The sequence below is a fragment of the Vibrio cidicii genome (assembly GCF_009665415.1).
Classification (GTDB): domain Bacteria; phylum Pseudomonadota; class Gammaproteobacteria; order Enterobacterales; family Vibrionaceae; genus Vibrio; species Vibrio cidicii.
The window spans coordinates 713053-738287 of record NZ_CP035921.1 but is presented as its reverse complement, the minus strand read 5'-3'; the positions used below and the strand labels follow the sequence as shown (position 1 = coordinate 738287).

The following is a 25235-nucleotide window of genomic DNA, read 5'->3' as shown; positions in this document are numbered from 1 at the left end:
CCCGGCTAACTGCCGGGTTTTTTCTTTTTGTTTGCTTGTGAATGTGTTGAGATTTTTAGCAAAAAGGGCACAATCACAGCAACTTTCCAATATGGATCTGGGATTTGCCACCATGAAAATTCTTGTTGATGAAAACATGCCTTATGCCAAAGCGCTATTTAGCCAGCTTGGTGAAGTGATTTTGAAACCGGGCCGCAGTTTGACTGCCGATGACTTGGTGGATATTGATGCACTGATGATTCGTTCAGTGACGAAAGTGAATGCTGAACTAATCAGCAAAGCGAACAAACTCAAATTTGTCGGTACTGCAACCGCGGGGATGGATCACGTAGACCAAACGCTGTTGCAAGAAAAGGGCATTTTTTTTACTGCCGCCCCAGGGTGTAACAAGGTTGGTGTCGCTGAATACGTCTTTAGTGTGATGATGGTGCTTGCGCAGCAGCAAGGCTTTTCTGTCTTTGAGCAGACTGTGGGCATTATTGGTGCCGGGCAAGTGGGTAGCTACTTACAGCAATGCCTGACTGGTATTGGTATTAAAGTCTTAATTAACGATCCCTATAAGCAAGAAGCGGGAGATGAACGGGAGTTCACTTCGCTTGACCGTTTGTTGCAAGAAGCCGATGTCATCACCTTACACACGCCAATTACACGCGACGGTAAATATCCAACCCATCACCTGATCAACGAAGAAATTCTAAACTCATTGCGTGCGGATCAAATTTTGATTAACGCCGCACGTGGTCCTGTGGTCGATAATCAAGCGCTTAAGCGCCGTTTGCAACAACAAGACGGTTTTACCGCGGCGCTGGATGTGTTCGAGTATGAGCCAGAGGTTGATATGGAACTGCTGCCTCTGTTAGCATTCGCCACCCCTCATGTTGCCGGATACGGTTTAGAGGGGAAAGCACGTGGAACGACGATGATCTTCAACAGCTATTGTGAGTTCCTCGGTCAAGAATTGCGCGCACACGCGACGGATTTGTTGCCAAAAGCGCCAGTGCCAAAAGTGGTACTGGATCGGAAATGGGATGAAGCAACGCTGCATACTCTCACGCAACTGGTCTACGATGTGCGCAAAGATGACGCGCTGTTCCGACGTGAAATCGCCGCACCGGGTGCGTTTGATCTGATGCGTAAAGAGTATTGGGATCGTCGGGAATACAGCGCCATCACGCTGGTGGGTAGTGCGCAATGCCGCCTAAAACCACTGGCAAAATTAGGTTTTCAAGTTGAGGTAAGTCAATGAGCCAACAATACAATGTTGCCATTTTAGGGGCGACCGGCGCGGTCGGTGAAACCATTCTGGAAGTGCTGCAAGAGCGTAAATTCCCTGTTGGAGAGCTTTACTTGCTCGCCAGCGAACGCAGTGAAGGTAAGACTTACCGTTTCAACGGTAAAACAATTTACGTACAAAATGTCGAAGAGTTTGACTGGTCACAAGCCCACATTGGCTTGTTCTCTGCCGGTGGCGATTTGTCGGCCAAGTGGGCACCAATTGCCGCAGAAGCCGGTGTGGTGGTGATTGATAACACCTCGCACTTCCGTTACGAATACGACATTCCGCTGGTTGTGCCAGAAGTTAACCCAGAAGCGATTAGCGAGTTTCGTAACCGCAACATCATTGCTAACCCAAACTGTTCGACCATCCAGATGCTGGTGGCGTTAAAGCCGATTTACGATGCGGTCGGCATTGAACGTATTAACGTCTGCACTTACCAATCTGTCTCTGGCGCAGGAAAAGCAGGAATTGATGAGTTAGCTGGCCAAACGGCGAAGTTGCTCAACGGCATTCCGGCGGAAAACAAACAGTTCTCCCAGCAAATTGCCTTTAACTGTATTCCACAAATCGACCAATTTATGGATAACGGCTACACCAAAGAAGAGATGAAAATGGTGTGGGAAACGCAAAAAATCTTTAATGATGCATCGATTACGGTGAATCCAACTTGCGTGCGGGTACCGGTGTTCTACGGCCATGCTGAAGCCGTGCATATTGAAACGCGTTCACCAATTGCTGCCGAGGAAGTGGTTCAATTGCTCGAACAAACCGATGGGGTAGAAGTGTTCCACGGAGAAGAGTTCCCTACCCAAGTGCGTGATGCTGGTGGTAAAGATCATGTGATGGTCGGTCGCATTCGCAACGACATCAGCCATCACAGTGGTGTTAACTTGTGGATCGTGGCAGATAACGTACGCAAAGGGGCGGCGACCAACGCCGTGCAAATTGCAGAACTGCTGATTCGCGATTACTACTAATCGTTGTCCCAATAATGATAAAGCCTCGTCTTGCGCGAGGCTTTTTTGTTCGATTTAAAAAAAATTGTGTGAGATTAGTACGAATATCATGTGAGCCCCACATTTTTTGGCTTATTCCCTATAGTTTTGCCATGGTTATCCGATATATTTAACAGATCATGATTTTAAATAATTCCAAAGCACATAGCTGAGCCTTCTATGCGTCAAATTTTCCAGCGCCTGTTAGCCCCTTTGCTGCTAATGACCGCGCTACCGACATCAGTATCCCAAGCGGACGGCATTCGACTGGTAGGTCCGACTGGGGAAGTGCAATCATCGCCCAGTTTTTCCGAGCAGGTTGAGCGCGCTAATGCCCCCCTGCCAAGCAGCAACCAACCTTCGACATTTTACGGTCCAACGACAGAGAACGAAACGCTCTGGTCTGTGGCCAGCAGACTAAGACCAGCCAACAACGTCTCGGTACAGCAAACCCTTTTAGCCATCTACCGTTTAAATCCGCAGGCGTTTGAAAACCAAAATATCCACAGTTTGATTCCTGGCAGTAATCTGCGTATCCCGTCTTTAGAACAAGTACGAAGTGCGACCACAGAACAAGCCGTTACCATCATGAAGGCGCATCAGGACAAACTACGCGCGCCTGTGGCAGTGCAGCCAGCGCCTGTTCGCCCAACGGTTGCGCCGCAAAGCGTACCAGTGACACCTGCCTCGCCAGAAGCTATCCAGCCGCAAACAGCGGTCGTCACACAGACCGAGCCGCCGCAAGTCAAAACACTGGAAAAACAGCTAGAAAGCTCAGAAAGCGAGTTGACCGCGTTAGAAGAGAAAAATCACAACTTACGCTTGATGCTAGCCCAAGTGCAATCGGAAGTGGATGGTCTTAAGTCGGAACTTGGTGACGAAAACCGCATCCGTTCAGAAGTGGAAAAACTGCTAGCGGAAGAGCGTGAAAAACTGGCAGAGCAGCAAAAGAAACAGCCTTCTGCGCTGGATAACTTCTTATCAAACGGTTGGTTGGTTGCGGCGGCAGCCTTGATTCCGGGAGCGCTCATCGGCTTACTGATCGTCATGCTGCTTGGTCGTCGTAAAGAGTCAGCACCAGAACCGGAAGTCGAAAGTAAACAAGCGCCACTGACGCCACCGCCCGTTGCTGATGATGAGCTAGACGAGCTTTCTGATGAGCTGGGGCTGGATGATGATCTCTTCAGTGAAACTGAAGAGGATGCCGATAAACTGTTTGATGATGCCACAGATAACGAAGACGATGTTTTTGGCAACCTGGATGACGACGAGCTCGACTTCAATCTGGAAGGGGAAGACGGCGAGGATCCGTTTGCCAGCATTGGAGATGATGGTGACCTCGATACCGATTTTGACGAGTTTGAACCTTCAGCCAATGGCATCAGTGTCAAAGGTTCAGATAAAGCACTGGGCTTACAAGAGATGGAACGCGCCTTGGATGACGCTTTGCCCGATCTCGAAATCAGCGACGACGAAGAAAGTGATAGTTTCGATCTCTCCGATGATAATTTGGCCATGTCGGAAGATGACTTTGCTGAGTTGCTGGCGGCGGACGAGCCAAGTGAAGAGCTCGGCGATGCTGCCCTCGATCAATCCATGCTGGATGATTTGTTTGCCAGCATGGATGAGGAAGATGATAGCGATGAGTTCGATCTCGATCTTGATCTTGATCAGCTGGAAGATGATGAACCGAGTGCCACCAAGCTGCCGGAGGATGCCTTTGCTGCTGGAATGGCATCAGATGAAGATGTGGAAAATCTCTTTGCTCAGTTTGAGGAAAAGAAAGAAACAGCATCGGCGGACGATGTTTTTGACGAACTAGAGGCGTTGTCTGGCCTCAGTGAAAGCGATGACGATGACGCCTCTACCGCACTGCTAGATGAAATGCTGGAAGAAGATAACAGCAGTTTCGATGCGTTGGATGAGCTAGAGCAGCTTGCTGGCCTTGACGAGACACAAACGAGCTTTGAGCCAGATGGCACCGAGCTGTTGGATGAAATGCTCGATCTTGCAGAAGAGAGTGAAGAGGAAGAGTTTGACCCGCTGAGTGAACTTGATGAATTGGCTTCTTTTGGTGAAGTTGATCCGGTTCCTGAGCTGGATGAAGACAGTATCGATTTGCTCGATGAGCTACTTGACGCGGAGCTGGATGAGACAAGTGATACATCTCTGCTTGATGATGAAGCACAGTCTTCATCACCTGAAGAGAGTGTAGAGGATTCCGATGAAGCGCTTTTTGATGAGCTGATCGGCTTGGATGAAACGCAGCCTGACAATGACCTATTGTCTGAGTCGGACGTAAGTGAGTTCGATTTTGCCCAAGAGCTTGAATCGGCTTTGGACGCGTCGGATGAGGTGGTTGAACTGAGCGCCGACAAGCAAGACGCTGTCGAAGAAGAACGCCAGCAAGCCTTGACGCAAGAGTCGCAACAAGAGCCACAAAATATCCCAGAGACGGATTTGTCCGATGAACCATTGGAGCAAACCTCGCCAGATGAAACGAATACCGATGATATTGCGTCGTTAGACAAAGAGTTCAATAGCCAAGATTTTATTGACGACTTGGCGGATGTTGCTCCACTGATGGACCCGCTTTTGGATGTGCTGCCTGATGAGGTGTCATTTGATGAAGTGACGGATGCTGATGATCAGGCTTGGGAGAGTGGCGAAGTTGAAGAAAGCCCAAGTCGCGACGAAACGCCGCACAGCGATCAACATGAGCCCGAACAAGACCTTGCGGATGAATTTGAACAAGAGGTGCTTTTCGATCAGCCCTCATTAGAGCCAGAACTTGAACAACAAGTACTGGCAGAAGATGACAAATGGCAAGAAGATCAAGAGTCTGACGACGATGACGACTGGTTACAAGCGGCAATCGATGAAGTCGAGCAGCCACGCGTTGCATCTGAGGAGCCAGTAGAAGAACTGCCAGCATCTGATACCTCTGATGAGTTGACGGAAGCGGCCTCGCAGCAAGAGTCTGAACTGCTTGATGACGAGCTCGACGAAGATTGGCTACAAGCGGCGATTGACGACGTTGAGCAACCTGAGTCGCCAGCAAAAGCGGATGAAGAGCCTGCTTTTGACGCGCAACCGAGTGATGAAGAAGCACAAGATACTCAGATTGATGAAGAGTTGAGCGCGGATACTGACGAAGAACTCACTCAAGCGGACGAAAACGTTCCAGTCGATAATACATTAGATGAGGTTTTGCAGGCTGAGCCATCGAGTGACGAAAGCGATCCTGAGCAGACAGCGTCAGATAGCAAGGTACAGGAAGAGCAACCTGCTGCGGATGAAGCCCCTCAATTTACGCCAACACCCAATACGGTTGCCAATGAGTTTGGTACGCCGCAGGAAGAAGATTGGGCCGACGCTGAAAGCGAGTTAGACAGCTTTGGGCAAATTGAGCCTGAGATGCCAAGGCAGCAAGAGGAATCGCTAGCCGCTTTCGCTGATGAAGACGCTTTTGCGAATGAAGAGAATGCAGCGCTTCAAGACGAGGAAGCCCTTGCTCCCGCCTCGCATGATGATGAAGTGCTGGATGATGCCGATTTACCAGAATTTGATGAAGAAGATGCACGGACAGCCAGTGAGAACGAAGCTGAGCAAGAGTCAGAAGCTTCATTAGGCGCTGATGCGATTGGGCTGAACGAGCTTGAGTTAAATGAGTTTGGTGAGGCCGAAGAGCCAGAGTCGCAGTCTGAGCTCACCGAAGACCAAGCGCTGGAGCTAGACGATTTAGACCTGCCTGAGTTTGGCGAAGAAGACGCACTGGCGGCGATGGCTGAAGAGCCAGAGACGGAGTCTGATGTCATTGAAGACCAAGCGCTGGAGCTGGACGATTTAGAGCTGCCCGAGTTTGGCGAAGAAGACGCGCTGGCGGAGATGGCCGAAGAGCCAGAGGCGCAGTCTGATCTCATCGAAGACCAAGCGCTGGATCTGGACGATCTAGACCTGCCTGAGTTTGGTGAAGAAGAGGCGCTGGCGGCGATGGCCGAAGAGCCAGAGGCGCAGTCTGATCTCATTGAAGATGAAGCGCTGGAGCTGGACGATTTAGAGCTGCCCGAGTTTGGTGAAGAAGACGCGCTGGCGGCGATGGCCGAAGAGCCAGAGGCGCAGTCTGATCTCATCGAAGAGCAAGCGCTGGAGCTGGACGATTTAGATCTGCCCGAGTTTGGTGAAGAAGACACGCTGGCGGCGATGGCCGAAGAGCCAGAGGCGCAGTCTGATGTCATCGAAGACCAAGCGCTGGAGCTAGACGATTTAGAGCTGCCCGAGTTCGGCGAAGAAGACGCACTGGCGGCGATGGCTGAAGAGCCAGAGGCGGAGTCTGATGTTATCGAAGACCAAGCGCTGGAGCTAGACGATCTAGACCTGCCTGAGTTTGGTGAAGAAGACGCGCTGGCGGAGATGGCCGAAGAGCCAGAGGCGCAGTCTGATCTCATCGAAGACCAAGCGCTGGATCTGGACGATCTAGACCTGCCTGAGTTTGGTGAAGAAGAGGCCCTGGCGGCGATGGCCGAAGAGCCAGAGGCGCAGTCTGAGCTCATCGAAGACCAAGCGCTGGAGCTGGACGATTTAGATCTGCCCGAGTTTGGTGAAGAAGACGCGCTGGCGGCGATGGCCGAAGAGCCAGAGGCACAGTCTGATGTTATCGAAGACCAAGCGCTGGAGCTGGACGATTTAGACCTGCCCGAGTTTGGTGAAGAAGAGGCACTGGAGCTCGATGATCTTGATTTGCCAGAGCTCGGCGAAGAAGACATCCTAGCCCAGATCGAAACAGAGCCGTCGTTAGACCCCGAGAATTTGCCAAGCGAAGATGCAGAAGAGATCGAACTGCCACAGTTTGGTGAAGAAGAAGCGCTTGAGGCGGTCGCCGATGAACCGTCCTTTGAGCTCGACGATTTACCTGAGCCAGAAGATGATGATTTCGTCATTGATGATCTCGATTTGCCGGAGTTTGGCGAAGAAGACGCGATTAGCTCGGTTGCGAGTGAACTCGGTGAAGAGCTGGAGCCGTCTGAGCAGGATGAACAAGATTTCCCGTTTAATGATCTCGAACTGCCTTCGTTTGCAAGCGAGGGTGACATGCCGCTTGGTCAGTCAGCCCACGGCAGCGCTTCCTCTTACGAAGAGCAAAATGCGTTATATGATGTATTTGCTCAGGAGGCGGATTTTAATCTCGCCGAAGATGAAGTACTGCAACAATTTGATGAAGCCGCTATGGCTAACTTGCTTTCTGAAGAGCCGTTTGAGGATGACTTCTTCGCAGGTGAGCTCGATGGCGATACGGTTGCCAGTGCGGGAATGGATCTTGAAGCAATGCTGGCCGTTGGTGAAGACTGGGATGGCTTTAAGCTGCCAGAGGAGCCGACGCTTGGCGCTACGGAAGAGATGCCAGAAGATGAACGAGAAATCTGGAGCTCTGAAGAGGCACTGCAACAGCCGACGATTGACGACGAAAACTGGGCCGAGCAGGACGATTTTGATCCCAAAAACCATCAGTTTATGACCATTGATGAGTTAATGGCACAAGTGGATGGCGATGGGGTTGAGTTAGACGACCCGGATCTCAAGCTGGATGTAGGATTGGATGAGTTTCCAGATGTGATTGGCGATATTAGCGACATTGATGTGGATGAGAATGCGGAAGCGGCGGGTAAACTCGATTTGGCCAAGATCTACATCGAAATGAACGATGAGAGTGGTGCGGTTAAGTTACTCGAAGAAGCGATAGTGTACGGCGATGATGCGGTACGTCGTGAAGCGAAACAGCTCATCGACAAAATTAACGGCCGTTAACCGGTTGAAACAAGGGCAGCGCAGGCTGCCCTTGCCTTTCGTGGTTAGAAATTCTTTTTCCAAGCGTTTATACTTCCCGCCCCAGAATCAAATCGAAGGTTAACATGAGAATTGCATTAGGCATCGAATACAACGGCAGTGACTACTTTGGCTGGCAGAGACAGCGTGAAGTAAAGAGCGTACAGGAAAAGCTCGAAAGTGCGCTTTCCAAGGTCGCGAACCATCCTGTTGAAGTTCAATGTGCTGGGCGCACCGATGCAGGTGTCCACGGTACTGGGCAAGTTGTGCACTTTGATACCGATGTAAGCCGCAAGATGGTTGCTTGGATGATGGGAACCAATGCGAATCTGCCGGGAGATATTGCGGTGCGCTGGGCGAAAGAAGTACCAGATGAATTCCATGCCCGTTTTTCTGCCACTGCGCGTCGCTATCGCTACATCATTTATAACCATGCATTGCGACCCGCTATTCTTGGGCGTGGTGTCAGCCACTATCATGGTGAACTTGATGAGAAAAAAATGCATTTGGCTGGACAATATCTGCTCGGTGAGAACGACTTTACCTCGTTTCGAGCAGTGCATTGCCAATCGCATAGTCCGTTTCGTAACTTAATGCACTTAAATGTTACGCGCCATGGGCACTATATCGTGATTGATATCAAAGCGAATGCATTTGTCCACCATATGGTGCGCAACATTACCGGAAGCCTAATTATGGTTGGGCGTGGCGAACAATCGCCCGAGTGGATTCAATGGCTGCTCGAAGCCAAAGATCGCAAACTAGCTGGACCCACAGCCAAGGCTGAAGGCTTATATCTGGTGGATGTTGATTATCCACAGGCATTTGAATTGCCTCGTGAGCCGATCGGTCCGCTATTTTTGCCAGATAATTTGAACTTATAGTGAGACTCGCATTCAAAAAAATGCGTCGTTTAGCAGGTAACATGTTGTAGAAAAATAGGTACAACCAGTTTTTTATCTACAGTTGTCTTTATATGTGGTTTAATCCCCACGCGTAATTCCGAATTTTTGTCTTTCGCTATGGAGCGGGAGCGTTGATAGAAAAGGTCTTCCATGAGTTGGCTTGAAAAGATTTTAGAGAAAAGCAACATTGTAAGTTCACGTAAAGCATCGATTCCAGAAGGTGTTTGGACCAAATGTACGTCATGTGAACAAGTTCTGTACCATGCAGAGCTAGAACGTAATCTTGAAGTTTGCCCCAAGTGTAATCATCACATGCGTATGAAAGCACGTCGTCGTCTAGAAACGTTTTTGGATGAGGGTGAACGAGTGGAGCTAGGCACAGAGCTAGAGCCACAAGATAAACTGAAGTTTAAAGATTCTAAGCGTTACAAAGAGCGTATTGCGGCGGCTCAGAAGAGCAGCGGCGAGAAAGATGCATTGGTGGCGATGAAAGGCGAGTTATTGGGTATCCCAGTGGTCGCTTGTGCGTTTGAGTTCTCCTTTATGGGCGGTTCAATGGGCTCTGTTGTTGGTGCGCGTTTTGTACGTGCAGTTGAAGCAGCGATGGAAAACAATTGTGCTCTGGTCTGTTTCTCGGCCAGTGGCGGTGCGCGTATGCAAGAGGCGTTGATGTCTCTGATGCAGATGGCAAAAACCAGTGCAGCACTTGAACGCCTATCGGCCAAAGGGTTGCCGTTTATTTCGGTCATGACGGATCCAACCATGGGCGGAGTTTCGGCAAGTTTGGCCATGTTGGGCGACATTAACATCGGTGAACCTAAAGCGCTGATCGGCTTTGCTGGTCGTCGTGTGATCGAACAAACCGTGCGCGAAGACTTGCCAGAAGGTTTCCAACGCAGCGAGTTCCTGCTTGAGCATGGCGCGATCGATATGATTGTTGACCGCCGTGAAATGCGTCAGCGCGTTGGTGGTTTGATTGCGAAAATGACCAATCATAAGTCGCCGCTGGTGGTTTCTGTGCACGATGCACCAAATGAAGCCGCATATTCTGTACCAGAAGCGGACGAAAAAGGGTAAAGTAGCTGCTAACAAACAACCAAGTCTTTGATGGTTAACGTTAGATGAAGCAAAACCCAATTCCTCAAGCCACATCCCCAATGGCGGTGTGGCTTGATTATTTAGCAAATATTCATACTTCAGCAATTGACCTTGGTCTCGATCGCGTTCAAGCGGTTGCTGCTAAGGCCCAACTCACCAAACCAGCCTCAACGGTGATCACTGTTGCGGGAACCAACGGCAAGGGTTCAACCTGTGCATTAATGGAAGCGATCCTGTTAGATGCTGGGTACTCCGTAGGCGTGTATAGCTCACCCCACCTGATTCGCTACAACGAGCGCGTGCGTATTAATGGCGTGGATCTCGCAGATGATAAACACTGCGCAGCGTTTGACTTTATTGAAAAACAGCGTGGTGAGATAAGCCTGAGTTTTTTCGAATTCGGCACCTTAGCGGCGCTGAGACTATTTCAAACCGAGCAAGTGGATGTGGTTCTCCTCGAAGTGGGCCTCGGTGGCCGCCTCGATGCCACCAATGTGGTGGACCACGATGTATGTGTGATCACTAGCTTGGCTTTGGATCACGTTGATTGGTTAGGCGATGACATTGCGGTGATCGGCTATGAAAAAGCGGGTATTTTTCGTAGCGGCAAACCTGCGATCTGCGGTCAACTGACTCCGCCAGCCACCGTCGCAGCTCACGCTGACGACATTGGCGCAGAGCTCTATCAGGTTGGCATCCAATTTGATTATCAGCAGCACGGTGAACGTTGGAACTGGCAACATGGCGCGTTTGCGTTAGATGATCTCCCTGTCCCTGGGTTGCCTTTGCCCAATGCCGCAACGGCCTTGATGGCACTTGGAGTCTCTAATTTAGAGCTCAGTGATGTCAATATTGTCAACGGCCTGAAAAATGCGCGTTTAGCTGGACGAATGCAAGTGTTGCAGCAAGCGCCGTTGGTGCTCATGGATGTGGCGCATAATCCACACTCAGCACAATACCTAACTCGCCAGTTACAGTTGAACTATCCTGATAAAACCATCCGTGTGGTGGTTGCGATGCTGCATGACAAAGACATCCGCGCAACGCTAGCTGCGCTTTCTCCCGTCGCTACGCATTGGTATCCCGCGTCATTGACCGGACCAAGAGCGGCTAATGCTCGCGAGCTGCTCGGCTATTTGCCGCCTGAAACAGTGGGGTACGAGACGCCTGTCGCAGCGTTTGAGCAAGCAATGAATGACGTCAGCAGCGAAGAGATGGTGTTGGTGGTGGGGTCGTTTCATACCGTTGGTGAAGTGCTGGAGTATTGGCAACAAAAAGGTAATTAAATGGCAAGTAAGTTTCAAAGTCGGCTGGTTGGAACCATTATTTTGGTGGCGGTTGGGGTGATTATCCTACCGGATGTGTTGGATGGAGAAAAACTGCACTACCGAGAAGAGTTTGCCACGATCCCGATTAAGCCAGAGCTCGACAGCGAAGTGGAAAACTTTGAGATCCTTGAACCAGTCGAAGACACCATGGCGTTGCCGGAGTCACCTGTTGTGACCACAGTGACGTCAAAGGATGGCGCGGCTAAAGATAAGCCGAGCAAAGAGGAGGTCACCGTTGCAGTTCAATCGGTTGATGAGAAAAATAGCTATCAGGACTCCGGCTGGATTATTCAATTGATGGCGCTGCGTAATGCCGAAAATGCTCAGAACATGGTGAAGGATCTGCAAAAGCGTGGTTATCAAGCACACACCATCCAAGAAAACGGTTTTACCCGCGTTGTCATCGGTCCAGACGTTTCAAAAAGTAAACTGGAGCGACAGATCCTAGAATTGGAAAAAATTACCGGTTCGAAAGGTCAGTTGCTCAAATTTAGACCACTAAACCCATAAGAAAACGTTTGCGTCGGCATTTTTTCTGTTAAAATGCGCGCCAACTTAAGATGAAGAAAAAATGAATTGGTTAGATTTTGTCATTTTAGGGGTGATCGGATTCTCAGCTCTGATCAGTTTAGTTCGCGGTTTTGCCAAAGAGGCATTGTCGTTGGTGATTTGGTTTGGAGCCTTTTTTATCTCCAGTAACTACTACGCCAAACTTGCGGTGTATTTTACCAACATCGAAGACGACATGTTTCGCAACGGAGCTGCGATAGCGGCACTGTTTGTCGCAACCTTAGTCGTTGGTGCAGTCGTCAATTATGTGATTGCTCAACTGGTACAAAAAACAGGGCTGTCAGGTACCGACCGGATTCTCGGTGTGGTTTTTGGTGGTTTACGTGGAGTATTGATCGTCTCTGCGGTGCTGTTTTTTATGGATGCGTTTACTGCATTCCCAAGCTCGGAGTGGTGGAAGAGTTCGCAGTTGGTTCCCGAATTCAGCCGCATCATCGCTCCCTTCTTCGAGCATTTACAAGCAACATCAAGTTTTTTGTCTGGCACTCTCAAATAGTGCCAGCAACTGTCGCAAATCGAGGATTAGGACATGTGTGGTATTGTTGGAATCGTGGGCACAACCCCTGTAAACCAGTCAATTTATGACGCGTTAACAGTGTTACAGCATCGTGGCCAAGATGCCGCGGGTATTTGTACCATAGAAAGCAATCGTTTTCGTCTGCGTAAAGCAAACGGCCTGGTGAAAGATGTTTTTGAAGCGAAACACATGCAGCGTCTACAAGGAAACGTTGGTATCGGCCATGTACGCTATCCGACAGCAGGCAGTTCTAGTGCCTCGGAAGCTCAGCCATTTTACGTAAACTCTCCTTTTGGTATTTGTTTGGCGCACAATGGCAATTTGACTAATGCCCATGAAGTTCGTCAAAAACTGTTTGAAAAAGACCGTCGCCACATCAACACCACCTCGGATTCCGAAGTTCTGCTCAATGTGCTTGCACACGAAATTGATACCGTCAAAGGCAATGTAACGGCAGAGGATGTTTTCCGCGCCATCACTAATGTTCATCGTACTATCCGCGGTGCTTATGCGGTGACGGCGATGATTATTGGCCACGGAATGGTGGCTTTTCGTGACCCGCATGGCATTCGACCACTTTGCTTGGGTAAGCGTGAAGAAAATGGCCAGACGGAATACATGGTGGCTTCTGAATCGGTTGCGCTTGATGCGGTCGGATTTGACTTCCTGCGTGATGTGGCTCCCGGTGAAGCTATTTATGTCACCTTTGATGGACAACTGTTCTCGAAACAGTGCGCCGATAACCCGAAACTCAATCCATGTATTTTCGAATTTGTTTACTTTGCCCGTCCGGACTCTTTTATCGATAAGATTTCGGTTTACAGTGCGCGCGTTGAGATGGGTAAAAAACTTGGCGAACGCATCAAAGAAGAGTATGCCGATCTCGATATTGATGTGGTGATCCCTATTCCAGAGACGTCCTGCGACATCGCTCTGCAAATTGCCCAAGCGATTGATATTCCGTACCGCCAAGGTTTTGTGAAGAATCGCTACGTTGGCCGTACTTTCATCATGCCTGGTCAGCAACTGCGCAAGAAATCGGTACGCCGTAAACTCAATGCCATTCGTTCTGAGTTTAAAGATAAAAACGTGTTGCTGGTTGATGACTCTATCGTGCGTGGCACCACCTCTGAGCAGATTATCGAAATGGCGCGTGATTCCGGCGCAAAGAAAGTATATATCGTATCCGCTGCGCCAGAAGTGCGTTTCCCGAACGTCTATGGCATCGATATGCCGAGTGCGAACGAATTGATTGCGCACGGACGTGATAATGAAACCATCTGTAAGTTGATTGGTGCCGATGCGTTGATTTTCCAGAAATTGGAAGATTTGGTGGACGCCGTTGGTATGGGCAACCCAGACATTAGCCAATTCGATACGTCCGTATTTAATGGTGAATATGTGACGGGGGACATCGATCAACAGTATCTGGATTTTCTCGACTCACTGCGCAACGATGATGCAAAATTGGAACGAGAGATTCAGCAGGACCTAGCAAACCTAGAGCTGCACAACGAAGAAGCGTAACGTTCAACGTCGTACACAATGAAAAACCAGAGCCGCAGCTCTGGTTTTTGTTTTTAGTGTTGGTATTCGTGCAGGTCGTAGGCGATTACGTAATCAATAAAAAGACGCACTTTTTCTGGCAGATGATCTTTGTGATTGTATAGCATGTAAATGTCGCGTGGGTTTGCGCTCCAATCGGGCAGGATGCGCACCAAGCTGCCATTGGCGATATATTCACGGATCATTACATCCGGCATCAACGTAATACCCAGACCTTCAGAACAAGCGCTGCGCACCACATTGAGCGCATTGGCTTGGAAACGTCCTCTGTCGACGTTAATCACCGTTTCGCCTTTACTATTGCTTAGCGACCATTTCATTAAAGGGTGGCCTTTTAACAGCGAGTGGTAGTGTAGATCTTCAGCATGAGTCGGAGCTGGATGGTTACTCAGATACGCTGGGCTGGCGACTAAAATGTCTTTGACTTCGCCGATTTTGCGCGCAATCAAACTGGAGTCACGTTGTGGCCCGACGCGAAAAATGACATCCCACTCGGTTGGGTCAAGCTGGTCGGCATTACTTTCGGTCGTCAGTTCAATATTGATGTCGGGATATTTGTGCATGAAGCCGTTTAGCATCGGCATCATCATGCGTTTAGTCAGATTGTATGGGGTTGAGATTTTGATCTTCCCTGATGCTCCGCGGCATTCATCGGTGATCTCTTCCGCTGCGCTCGTGAGCCGTTGCAGTAGCGGTGAGCATTCATGGAAGAATCGCTCCCCTGCTTCAGTGAGAGACAGTTTACGCGCATGTCGATTGAGCAAGCGTAAATTTACGGAGTCTTCCAGGGCTTGAATGCGTCGGGTAATGGTCGCCACGGGAATCATGGTCTTGCGCGAAGTTGCGGTATAGCTCCCATTTTCGACTACTAATCGAAATAGGTTTAGATCATCTAGTTTCATATTTCCTGACACATCGATTTACCAAAGAGGCCTAATTTAGCGCTAACTTTGCAATCAAAGCTTGCTTCATGTCAACATGTCGCACTGTTTAGGTTTAGCCATACATCTAGTAGGAAGTGCTGATATAGTGTGGAACATTTGTATAAATCACCTTTAACAGCTAACTTTTAAACAACGCAATTGGGATGTTCGCAGGGAGCGAAATCGCATTGCTTACTGACCTAAAACAATAATAAAAAATCGTTAACTACTTTGACTGAGTGCGTGAGGTGAAGCATATGTACAAGACTCACAGTCAAACGGCAACGGCCTCGGCAAGGGAAGCAGCAACGTCAACACAGATCATGCTTGTTGACGATGATCCCATCTTCCGTCGTATCACCAGTGCGTATTTGGCTGGGTTAGGGTACAAGGTTGTTGAGTCGGAAAATGGATTGCAAGCGCTGCAACTGCTGCGTGAGCACGATCCGGACGTGATCCTTTGTGACCTGTCCATGCCAGTGTTAGATGGCATTGAATTTGTAGAGGAAGTGAGTTTGGAATACCCATCACTGCCTCTTATTGTCGTGTCTGCGACCGAAGAAATGTCGGATGTGGCCAAAGCGCTTCGCTATGGCATCAAAGATTTTCTGCCCAAACCGATTGGTAATTATAGCCATCTGGCCCAAGCCATTGAAAATACCTTGGAAGATTCTTTTCATCATATTGCCGATCAACGAGATTTTTCCAGTCAGTGGTTTCGTGTTGATGACGGTGGGCAACTGCCGGATGAACAAGAGCTGCATTGGCATCTGAGTTATTTGCAAGACAATCCCAGCGCGGCAAAAGACTTGCTTCATGCTTTGTTGCCGGAGAGAGACACCTCGCTGGGTGATTGGAAATGTTCTTATAAGCTGTTGCAATCTGCCGATATGATGCCGCTCATTTTTGATTATCGTTGGCTGATGAGTGGGCAGTTTGCATTTTACTTGGTCGATTCCTCATCGGTAGAGCAGGGCGGTGCTGCCAGTACCTTGCTAATACGTGCTCTGTTTGATGACTACCTGCGCCATCTAAAAAGCTTTAACGCTGATCTGAAAGACATTGCTGATGTTCTTGAAAAAGGCATCCGCTATTCTGAGTGCGCCGAACCCATCAATGCTCTGTTTGGTATCGCTGACCTGACTGATGGCACCGTTTCTCTGCTCCCCGCAGGGCTAGATAGCGTATGGTCAAACGGATACAGCAAACAGCATATTTCGGCAGGCAAGAAGCTGGGTCATGGCTGCTTAGCGAACTTTATCACTCGGGACTTGGCGATTCATGGTGCTGGGCAATTAACGCTGGGCTGTTTGGGAACATCCAGTTTCAGTCTGACGATGATGCGCAAAAACTAACTCTTTATCAGAATGACAAACGTGATGGTGTCTGTCACGTTTGTCGTTTAACCTTACTTTTTGTCTGTGTTTGGTCGGCTGCCTTTGCTGTATAGTTGCCGCGCAACAATAATAAGCCACTTTGGTAACCTTTGGTTAACTAAAATGCGCGTAAGTAAAGTTATCTAGTGAAGAGTGTGACATCATGGCAAACGAAGACTTCAAAGAGCCGTACAACCTTTTTTATTTCCTTGGTTTTATCGCGGTGCTTTTAATTCCAACCCTACCTGCAACCCTAACCTGGCTACGTGTTTTTAACGGTTACGCTGGTTTTTAAATACTGGAGTCCATCATTCGTATTCGCCGCTTTCTGCTTAATATCGTTGGTGGGCTCAGTTTATGCCTAGGCATTGCAGGCCTTGTCTTACCGCTTTTACCTACTACTCCGTTCATCTTGTTAGCCAGCGCTTGTTTTCTGCGTTCTAGTCCACGATTCCATCATTGGTTACATAGCCACAAAACGTTTGGCCCGATATTGACCAACTGGCAGCAACACCGAGCCGTGACTCCACAGGTGAAAAAACGTGGTGCGCTATTTATCCTTATCAGTTTTGCCTTTTCCATTTGGTTCGCCCCGTTTCTCTGGCTGAAAATTGCGCTGATGTGCGGGTTAATCGTTTTGCTTAGCATTTTTGTACGTCTCCCTGTGATTGGTTCGGTTGATGAGTGCAGGGAAAGTGACTAGAATTGGGAAGAAAAGTGTGCCCGCTCTTCGAGTGGGCGTTTGTTTTTTTAGCGTTATGGACTTTCGATGTCAGCCCTATAACGACAAGAACCACCCGTTCCTTGCCCTCATAATAGCGTGATAACAATAGAGGGCGGTGAGCCAATCTAAGTAAATCGATATTATGACTACCAACACAATTTCACAGATCAAAGCCAGTATAAAAAGCATTCAGGATTACCCAAAGCCGGGGATTCTCTTTCGCGACGTGACCAGTCTGCTGGAAGACGCCGCGGCCTACCAAGCGACCATTCAACTGCTGGTCGACAAATACAAAGAGATGGGCTTTACCAAAGTGGTTGGCACAGAAGCACGTGGTTTCCTGTTTGGTGCGCCACTTGCGTTGCAACTGGGCGTCGGTTTTGTCCCTGTGCGTAAGCCGGGTAAACTGCCGCGCGCGACACTGGCTCAATCCTATGAGCTCGAGTATGGCGTTGATACGCTGGAAATTCACGTTGATGCGATCAGCGCGGGCGATAAAGTTTTGGTGGTTGATGACCTTCTGGCCACTGGCGGTACCATTGAAGCAACGACGAAACTTATCCGCCAACTAGGTGGTGTGGTCGAACACGCTGCTTTTGTGATCAACTTGCCAGAGATTGGTGGTGATAAACGTCTAGAAGGTCTAGGTCTTAACGTTTACAGCATCTGCGAATTCGAAGGACACTAATTAAGTCAATGAGTTATTTAGCTTTAGCGCGAAAGTGGCGTCCGCGTCAGTTCAAGGAAGTGGTTGGGCAGAGTCATGTTTTGACCGCATTGGAAAATGCACTTGCCCACAATCGTCTGCATCACGCTTACCTTTTTAGCGGGACTCGCGGGGTAGGTAAAACCACGATTGGTCGACTGTTTGCCAAAGGATTGAACTGCGAAACGGGGATTACCTCACAGCCTTGCGGCCAGTGTGCGACTTGTCAGGAGATTGACCAAGGCCGTTTTGTCGATCTGCTGGAGATTGATGCCGCTTCTCGCACTAAGGTGGAAGATACTCGTGAACTGCTGGATAACGTGCAATACAAACCAGCACGTGGTCGATTCAAAGTCTATCTTATCGACGAAGTTCACATGCTCTCGCGTCACTCTTTCAATGCGCTGTTAAAAACGCTGGAAGAGCCGCCGGAGTATGTGAAGTTCTTACTCGCGACCACCGATCCACAAAAACTGCCAGTGACAATTTTGTCACGTTGTTTGCAGTTTCACCTCAAACCGATCAGCGTTGATGCAATTCACCAACAGTTGGATGTGATCCTCGCCAAAGAGCAAGTGACGGCAGAAGCGCGTGCACTTGGCATGATTTCCCATGCTGCCGATGGCAGTATGCGTGATGCGCTGAGCTTAACTGATCAAGCGATTGCGCTCGGTAATGGCAACATCCTCACTGACGTTGTCAGCCATATGCTCGGCACCATCGATACTGACCAAGCCATTCATCTGCTGGAAGCCATCAGCAGCAAGCAGCCGCAAGTCGCGATGGAAAAAGTGGCGTATCTGGCGCAAAACGGCGTTGAGTGGGACGGCCTACTTCAGCAGTTAGCGACGCAGTTACACCGTGTCGGTATGTATCAGCTATTACCGTCTACGCTCGATAAAAGCCAGCCCGATGCGGAAAAAATCGAGCTGTTGAGCCGCAGTTTGTCGCCGCAAGACGTGCAGCTTTTTTATCAGATTAGCTTGAAAGGGCGGCAAGACTTGCCGCTTGCGCCAAACGGCCGCATCTGTATGGAAATGATCGTGTTGCGTATGATGGCATTTCGCCCGGCAACAGCGGCGCAGATAAATTTGGTTTCAAGTGAGAGCACACCGGTTTCTTCGCCCGCTCCTGCGCCTGTAGAGCAAACTCAAGCACCCGCATCGACTGGCGCACCAGTCAGTCAACATGCACAGGTAACGGGTCGGGCCAATGTACAGCCAGAGCCATCACGCCCTTTAGCGTCTGCACCGCCGATGCAACAGCCGCCAGCGCAGTATGATGTGCCCGCGCACTATATGGATGACGTTCCAACGGATGATAGGCCGCCAGAGCACTACGAGGCGCCTTACCACCCCGACATGCGCGAAATGCCAACGCCTGCTGCTGAATCTCCAGCACCAACTCCTGCTACAGGGCTGCGCCATCAGTTGAGATCGCAGCGCAAAGGCTTACAACAAAGTGGTGGGGCAAAAAAGCCTAACGCGGCATCGGCGAGTAAAGAGTCGGTGTTAGATCGTGTCGCGCAGAAAAACGCCGGCACGATGTCGATGTCGCCAAGCAAAGCTGCGGCCATAGAAACGGTGGTGGAGGCGGATAACGAGCCTTATCAGTGGCGTCCAACCCTCACACCGCAGCAACCAAAACAGAAAGAGCTGACGCCAAGTGAAATCAAACGTGCTCTTGAGCATGAAAAAACGCCAGAGATGGCGGAAAAGCTGATTGCACAATCCCTTGAACAAAGTGAATGGGCGCGCCTTATTACTCGATTGGAGACGGCAAAACTGGTCGAGCAGCTTGCTCTCAATTCTGTTTACCAAAAAGAGGGCTCGACCATCGCCTTGACGCTACGGCCGCATCAGCAACACTTGAACACCGACAAGGCGCAAAACGAACTGCTGCACGCACTCAATCGAGTGCTGGGAGAAGAGTGTCATCTTTCGGTCGAGATTGGCGAACAAGGTGAAACACCTTTGGAGCTGCGTGAGCGTCTCTATCAGCAGAAATTACAGCAGGCTTTTACCAGCCTAGAAGAAGATCCCAACGTGCAGTTTATTTTGCGCCGATTTAGCGCGGAACTGGACAGAGACAGTGTTCGACCTGTCTAAAATATTCCCGGGGTTGAAATATCGCTTTCTCGACCCCATCCATTGTGAACACCTCATTCAACCAGAGAGATAAACATGTTTGGTAAAGGCGGTATGGGCAACCTAATGAAGCAGGCCCAGCAAATGCAAGATCGCATGCAAAAGCTTCAAGAAGAAATCGCAAATATGGAAGTGGTGGGTGAATCAGGCGCGGGTCTGGTTAAAATCACCATCACTGGTAGCCACAGCGTGCGCCGTGTTGACATCGACGAAAGCTTGATGGAAGACGACAAAGAGATGCTGGAGGATTTGATTGCCGCAGCGTTCAATGATGCGGCGCGCCGTGTTGAAGAAACGCAAAAAGAGAAGATGGCAAGCATCACTGGCGGTATGCAACTACCACCAGGCATGAAAATGCCTTTCTAATCGACAAGGTTAGCCAATGCGTACCAGTCATATGCTGGAACAATTGATGGAGGCCTTACGTTGTCTACCTGGGGTTGGCCCCAAGTCGGCGCAGCGTATGGCCTTTCATTTGTTACAGAGAGACAGAAAAGGCGGATTGCAGCTTGCAGACGCCCTAAATCATGCGATGACCGAAATCGGCCACTGCAACGAATGCCGAACCTTTACTGAAGAGGAAGTGTGTAGCATCTGCACCAATCCAAAACGTCAGGAAAATGGCTTGTTGTGCGTGGTGGAAAGCCCGGCAGATATCGCCGCCGTGGAAGCTACCGGGCAGTTTTCTGGCCGCTACTTTGTGCTGATGGGGCATCTATCGCCTTTAGATGGTATTGGCCCGAGTGATATTGGCTTGGATGTGCTGGATTATCGTCTGCGTCGTGGCGACATCACGGAAGTGATTCTGGCGACCAACCCAACGGTTGAAGGCGAAGCGACCGCGCATTACATCGCAGAGTTATGCCGTGAGCATCAAGTGACTGCTAGCCGTATTGCCCACGGGGTGCCTGTTGGCGGCGAGCTTGAGCTGGTGGATGGCACAACCTTGTCTCATTCGCTCCTCGGGCGGCATAAGCTTTTTTAGCCGAGTTCTGTTATAAAAAACCGCGCCAAGGCGCGGTTTTTTATAACAAGCGTTTTTACCACTTTAATCTCTGCGCTCTTGCAGTAGCCCATCAACGCACATTGGGACGCTGTTGCAGTGAGCATCAAGAGAGAAAGCTCGCTCGCTCAAGTACCCCGCATACAACGGAGAGCACCTATCCTGTAGACAAACGGGCAAGTCTTGCTGTGACAGCGTTTCGATGATTTGCAGCGCAGTTTGCACATCCCCGCCAGTGCTTTGCGAGAAATCGAGTGAAAGCTCGGCTGCACTGTTGAGTTCCTCGATGGCAAGATTGAGCTGTTGTTTGAGCTTGCTTAGATCAATGTTTCCGAGCGACCCGAATACCAGCACGCCTTGGTTCTGGGCGCCGTACTGCCATGAAACGGCGGCGATTTCATTTGATACCGTGTTGCTTTGCATACGACGAATCGCACTGGCTTGAGTGGCGGGCTCAATAATGAGTTTTACTTGGTCGGTATTGCTCCGTCCGCCTGTGTCTTTGGCGTAAAGCTGAAAAATATATGTGCCAGCGGTAGCTGGGTAGAGCGCAGTGGCGGTTAGCTTGTCTGCGTTGAGCAGCGCCAGTTGCTGTGGTCCGGCAACTTGGCTCCAACTGGTGGTCTTGATTTTATAAACCGAGAGAAACGATTTGGCTGAGCCTGAAAGGGTGATGCTGTTGAGGGGCAATTTTAACAGCTGATCTGATCCGGCATTGACGGTCGGTTTGCTCAGTTTATCGGCATCGGTAACATCATCGACATCACATCCCGAGACAAGTGCCATTACGCCAAACATGAGGATAATTTTCGCTGACTTAAACATGTTTGTTTTCCTTAGGTGCTAGAAGGTGTAACTGATACCTGTTGAGATAAAAGTATTCTCACTGTCGTAGAAATCGATGTCCGACTCGTGCTGCTGATATCCGGCCATCACGTTCAGTTGCGTGTTCTGTAGCGCAAACGGATTGTGGTAGTTGTACACGGCAAACACACTGAACGCTTTGTAATCCTGACGGAGATTAAATACCGGATTTTCGGCATCGTATTCCGCTTCGCTATTTCGCACCGTCGCAATCAGCTCATGACGATTTTGCATGGCTACCACCGATAACTGAGTGGCGATTTCTGCTGAGCTCTGCGCACTGCCATCGGCATTTTTGTCGGTGTAGTAAAAAGCAGGTGAGAGAATGAAGGTTTGTGACAAAGGAAAGGAAAGTTCAACCCCGACACGTTGATAGGTGCTGTCGCGTCGCAGCGATTTCTGTTGAGCACTGCTTAACGATTGAGAAATGCCAATCGTATCATCATCAATTTCACTCTGCGCAAAGGCATACTTGAGCGTCACTGGGAATGGGATCTGTGTACTGAAGGCCAATCGGCCGCCCATGATGTTCTGCTCGGTTGTTTGACGCTCTTGGTTAGTCAGATACGGATCTTGCCACGTTTCATCCATGCCCGGCATATTGCCAAACAGCGCGGCGGTGAGGTAGGTCCCTTTTGCTAGCATCTGAATGTAGCCAACTTCAGCTTGAAATTGCGCTTCACTAATTTGATCTTCGCTGTTCCCAACGAAAATCGCTTGATTACCAAAGGTGTATTGCAAACGGCCGAGAATAAACGGTGCCGCCGTTTCGGTTTGTTTTCCCTGACGATTCAAATCTTGCGTTATGGCGTTGTCGTCGTTGGTGTTGAACTGGGAGTTGGTTTGGTTGATACCCGCATTCAGGCTAATGCCACCGCTAAGCCCGGGGGTAAAGTCTATCGGCTTGGCCTGTAAATTTGGGATAAGAAGGGCACTGCTTAAACACAATGCCAGCCCTTTGATGTTCATGCTAACTCCTTGCTGAGTGTCAGATTGGTCTGTCAACTCAAGTTAGCATTCTCTGGGTGAATGATTCCTCAGCAGTTTATGGACTAAGTGTGTCCATTTTGGTCACATTCAGTGCGGAAAGATTTTTTGGCCACTGCAACTCAAAGCGTGCGCCGCCCAAAGGAGAAGTCACCACACGGGCACTGCCTTGATGAAAACAGATAATTTGTCGCACAATCGCAAGCCCGAGACCATGCCCTTTCTCGCTGCTGCGCTCCTGATTGTCGATTTGAGTAAACGGTTCAAACACGCGCTCGGCTTGCTCGGGCGCAATGCCTTGGCCATTATCTTCCACCACAAGTTGGTAGGATTGCAGGTTGTCTTTGAGGGAGATATGAATATCATTTTGCGCGAATCTGGCCGCATTGCTCAGTAGATTCTTTACCGCGCGCAGCAGTGCCTTTTTGTCGATGAAAAAGGCGTGCTGCATCAATGATGCGGCGATATCGATTTGAACTTGCAAATGAGGATATTCCAAGCGGAAATGCTCCACTTCTTCAGTTAAATCTTGAGCAAATTGACAGTGGGTAAAGTGGCTGATATCAGCCATGCGGTTATAGCGTGAGAGCAGCAACGTCTGGTTAATCAGGTGATCGAGGTCTTCGATGCTGGAGTGGATCACTTTGCGATATTTCTCTTTTTGGCTCTCGGCTATCTCGTCGTCTTCCAGCATTTCAAAGGCGAAACGCAGACGATACAAAGGGGTGCGAAGGTCATGAGCCACCGCGTTGGTTAACGCTCTTTGTCCGGCGATCAGCTTTTCTACGTTGTCGGCCATCTTATTAAACGAATCCCCCAACTGTGAGACCACGGAGAGTTTAGATGTGGTGGCGCGCTTGGAAAGCACTCCTTGACCAAATTCGTTGGCGGTCTTTACTAAACGTTTGAGGTCGCGCCACAGCGGGTAGACCCACATCACCAACGCAGCAGAAATGCACAAAAAGAAAAAGCCACCAATGGCGGTGGTCAGCTTCATTTGAGTTTGCGCGGTAATGTTATCTTCAACGTGTAGCCAAACCCCAGGCACAACGGGGGATAGCAAGGCAATATGGCCATCTTGACTCACGTAACTGATGATTTCCCCGGGGGTTTTGCGCAGTTTTTCTCTCGCCGCTTGTGGCAGTTCGTCGTCGGTAAGCAAACTCAGCTCAAGTGGAATCTGGCGATTTTGTTGCTCTAAACTGGCTTTCCATTCACTGCGTGGATAGCGCTGCAAATCTTCTCCGGCCAGATACAAAGTGCCTTTGGCTTGATTGAGAATACTCATTTCGCTCGGTTCATTGATGGCAAAGTAGATCACTTTGTCACTGCCACTGACCCGTTGAATTAACGCCATGGGATCGCCGTACTGAAACGTCAGCTTACCTTGTTGCAAGGAGCGGTAAATGGAGGGTGTCTCGCGGTAACGTTGCAAATCATCCAAACGTAGTGGGTAACTGAAATGGCGAGCGTAGTTATCGATGATGGCAGGCCATTGCTCCTCGGGCGCTTGGTGCAAGCGTTTGGACAAGAGCTCAAAATTGGTGCCATACACGGGTTTGTAAAAATCTTCCGATACATTGCGACTGAGCTGTTGTACTGGGTTAAAGTCGGTCGGAATGATCAGCAGTACTATTGGTAAGAACACCGCAAGCCAAAGAATAAAGAAAGCGCGGATCATCCCATATCTCCTTCGCCGGGTGCGCACAACTGGTACCCTTTGCCACGGATGGTTTTGATCAATTTGGGCTCATTCGGGTCATCGTGCAGGGTGCGGCGCAAACGGGAAATGCGTCGGTCGATCGAGCGATCCAACCCATCATATTCAAAGCCGCGGATCTGCTGAGCGATATCGTCACGGGTAACTATAGTGCCGACTCGCTGCGCCAAAAGATAGAGCAGTTCAAACTCGCTGGTGGTCAGTTTGATTGGTTTTTGCGCAAGCGAAACGGTACGGTATTGGAGATTCATGCACAAGGGGCCGATGTGCAGTTCATGCTTGTCGGCAGAGGCATTGCGTTCTTGTCTACGCAAAAGGGCGCGGATGCGTGAGAGCAATAAACGCGGCTTCACTTGTTTAACCACGTAGTCATCAGCGCCGAGTTCTAGCCCCATGACTTGGTCAATATCATCGTCGAGGGCCGTTTGCATCAAAATCATGCCGTGGTACTTATCACGCACCGCGCGGCAAACGTCCATACCGCTTTGCCCTGGCAGCATGATGTCGAGGATCACCAAATCAGGTTGTTGACTTAAAATCACGTCCACCGCCGTAATGCCGTCGGCAACGGTGGTGACGGAAAATTCGTAGTGGCTGAGAAAGTCTTGGATCAATTCTGCCAGTTCAAGATCGTCTTCCACCAGTACGATCCGACAGGGAGTCGAAGAGGTCTCGTTCATTGTGTTCCATATCCATTTGGCAAT

General features: G+C 49.6%; 20 protein-coding genes. 15 read left to right on the top strand and 5 right to left on the bottom strand.

The window, feature by feature from the left end; translation table 11 throughout:
* Positions 1–112: 112 nt before the first annotated feature.
* From EWA64_RS04315 to purF, 9 genes are all read left to right on the top strand, one after another.
* Positions 113–1246, top strand: coding sequence for a 4-phosphoerythronate dehydrogenase (locus EWA64_RS04315; protein WP_061893430.1), 1134 nt, complete (start codon positions 113–115; stop codon positions 1244–1246).
* A complete protein-coding gene (locus EWA64_RS04310; RefSeq protein ID WP_061893368.1) occupies positions 1243–2256 on the top strand; it encodes an aspartate-semialdehyde dehydrogenase in 1014 nt (337 codons plus the stop codon). Before EWA64_RS04315 ends, EWA64_RS04310 begins: the two co-directional genes overlap by 4 nt.
* 198 nt (positions 2257–2454) lie before the next feature.
* On the top strand, positions 2455–8079 hold the full coding sequence (locus tag EWA64_RS04305; RefSeq protein WP_369435816.1) for a FimV/HubP family polar landmark protein: 5625 nt from the start codon (positions 2455–2457) through the stop codon (positions 8077–8079).
* Between the two features lie 104 nt (positions 8080–8183).
* Positions 8184–8981 (top strand): tRNA pseudouridine(38-40) synthase TruA, encoded by a 798-nt coding sequence (gene truA / locus EWA64_RS04300; RefSeq protein ID WP_039430081.1) that lies wholly within the window; start codon positions 8184–8186, stop codon positions 8979–8981.
* 171 nt (positions 8982–9152) lie between these two features.
* The gene (accD, locus tag EWA64_RS04295) at positions 9153–10079 is read left to right on the top strand and encodes an acetyl-CoA carboxylase, carboxyltransferase subunit beta (RefSeq protein WP_061893366.1); all 927 of its coding nucleotides are present in this window, start codon (positions 9153–9155) and stop codon (positions 10077–10079) included.
* A gap of 44 nt (positions 10080–10123) precedes the next feature.
* Positions 10124–11386, top strand: a complete 1263-nt coding sequence (gene folC, locus EWA64_RS04290) for a bifunctional tetrahydrofolate synthase/dihydrofolate synthase (protein ID WP_061893365.1) — start codon at positions 10124–10126, stop codon at positions 11384–11386.
* Entirely contained in the window at positions 11387–11938 is a 552-nt protein-coding gene (locus EWA64_RS04285) for an SPOR domain-containing protein (RefSeq protein WP_061893364.1), read from the top strand.
* Between the two features lie 61 nt (positions 11939–11999).
* On the top strand, positions 12000–12494 hold the full coding sequence (locus tag EWA64_RS04280) for a CvpA family protein (RefSeq protein WP_061893363.1): 495 nt from the start codon (positions 12000–12002) through the stop codon (positions 12492–12494).
* Positions 12495–12527: 33 nt separating this feature from the next.
* Positions 12528–14042: an amidophosphoribosyltransferase gene (gene purF, locus EWA64_RS04275; RefSeq protein ID WP_061893362.1), complete on the top strand. Its 1515-nt coding sequence runs from the start codon at positions 12528–12530 to the stop codon at positions 14040–14042.
* Positions 14043–14095: 53 nt separating this feature from the next.
* On the opposite strand, the gene EWA64_RS04270 is transcribed toward purF, so the two are convergent.
* A complete protein-coding gene (locus EWA64_RS04270) occupies positions 14096–14983 on the bottom strand; it encodes a LysR family transcriptional regulator (protein WP_061893361.1) in 888 nt (295 codons plus the stop codon).
* A gap of 278 nt (positions 14984–15261) precedes the next feature.
* On the opposite strand from EWA64_RS04270, the gene EWA64_RS04265 reads away from it, so the two are divergent.
* The 6 genes from EWA64_RS04265 (at position 15262) to recR (ending at position 20942) form a co-directional block, all read left to right on the top strand.
* Positions 15262–16359, top strand: coding sequence for a response regulator (locus tag EWA64_RS04265; RefSeq protein WP_039465445.1), 1098 nt, complete (start codon positions 15262–15264; stop codon positions 16357–16359).
* Positions 16360–16675: 316 nt separating this feature from the next.
* Positions 16676–17083, top strand: a complete 408-nt coding sequence (locus EWA64_RS04260) for a YbaN family protein (RefSeq protein ID WP_061893360.1) — start codon at positions 16676–16678, stop codon at positions 17081–17083.
* Between the two features lie 163 nt (positions 17084–17246).
* A complete protein-coding gene (apt, locus tag EWA64_RS04255; protein WP_039430066.1) occupies positions 17247–17792 on the top strand; it encodes an adenine phosphoribosyltransferase in 546 nt (181 codons plus the stop codon).
* Positions 17793–17800: 8 nt separating this feature from the next.
* Positions 17801–19918, top strand: a complete 2118-nt coding sequence (gene dnaX, locus EWA64_RS04250) for a DNA polymerase III subunit gamma/tau (protein ID WP_061893359.1) — start codon at positions 17801–17803, stop codon at positions 19916–19918.
* Positions 19919–19993: 75 nt separating this feature from the next.
* Positions 19994–20323: a YbaB/EbfC family nucleoid-associated protein gene (locus EWA64_RS04245; RefSeq protein ID WP_061893358.1), complete on the top strand. Its 330-nt coding sequence runs from the start codon at positions 19994–19996 to the stop codon at positions 20321–20323.
* A 16-nt stretch (positions 20324–20339) separates the two neighbouring features.
* Positions 20340–20942: a recombination mediator RecR gene (gene recR / locus EWA64_RS04240; protein ID WP_039440073.1), complete on the top strand. Its 603-nt coding sequence runs from the start codon at positions 20340–20342 to the stop codon at positions 20940–20942.
* Positions 20943–21005: 63 nt separating this feature from the next.
* Here the strand turns inward: recR and EWA64_RS04235 are convergent, their stop codons facing one another.
* The 4 genes from EWA64_RS04235 to EWA64_RS04220 all read right to left on the bottom strand — a co-directional run bounded on the left by EWA64_RS04235 (position 21006) and on the right by EWA64_RS04220 (position 25211).
* Entirely contained in the window at positions 21006–21785 is a 780-nt protein-coding gene (locus tag EWA64_RS04235; RefSeq protein ID WP_061893357.1) for a PKD domain-containing protein, read from the bottom strand.
* 18 nt (positions 21786–21803) lie between these two features.
* On the bottom strand, positions 21804–22793 hold the full coding sequence (locus tag EWA64_RS04230) for a DUF2860 family protein (protein WP_061893356.1): 990 nt from the start codon (positions 22791–22793) through the stop codon (positions 21804–21806).
* A gap of 76 nt (positions 22794–22869) precedes the next feature.
* Complete coding sequence (locus EWA64_RS04225; protein ID WP_061893355.1) at positions 22870–24492, bottom strand: ATP-binding protein; 1623 nt, start codon at positions 24490–24492, stop codon at positions 22870–22872.
* A complete protein-coding gene (locus tag EWA64_RS04220; protein ID WP_061893354.1) occupies positions 24489–25211 on the bottom strand; it encodes a winged helix-turn-helix domain-containing protein in 723 nt (240 codons plus the stop codon). Before EWA64_RS04220 ends, EWA64_RS04225 begins: the two co-directional genes overlap by 4 nt.
* Between the last annotated feature and the right edge of the window lie 24 nt (positions 25212–25235).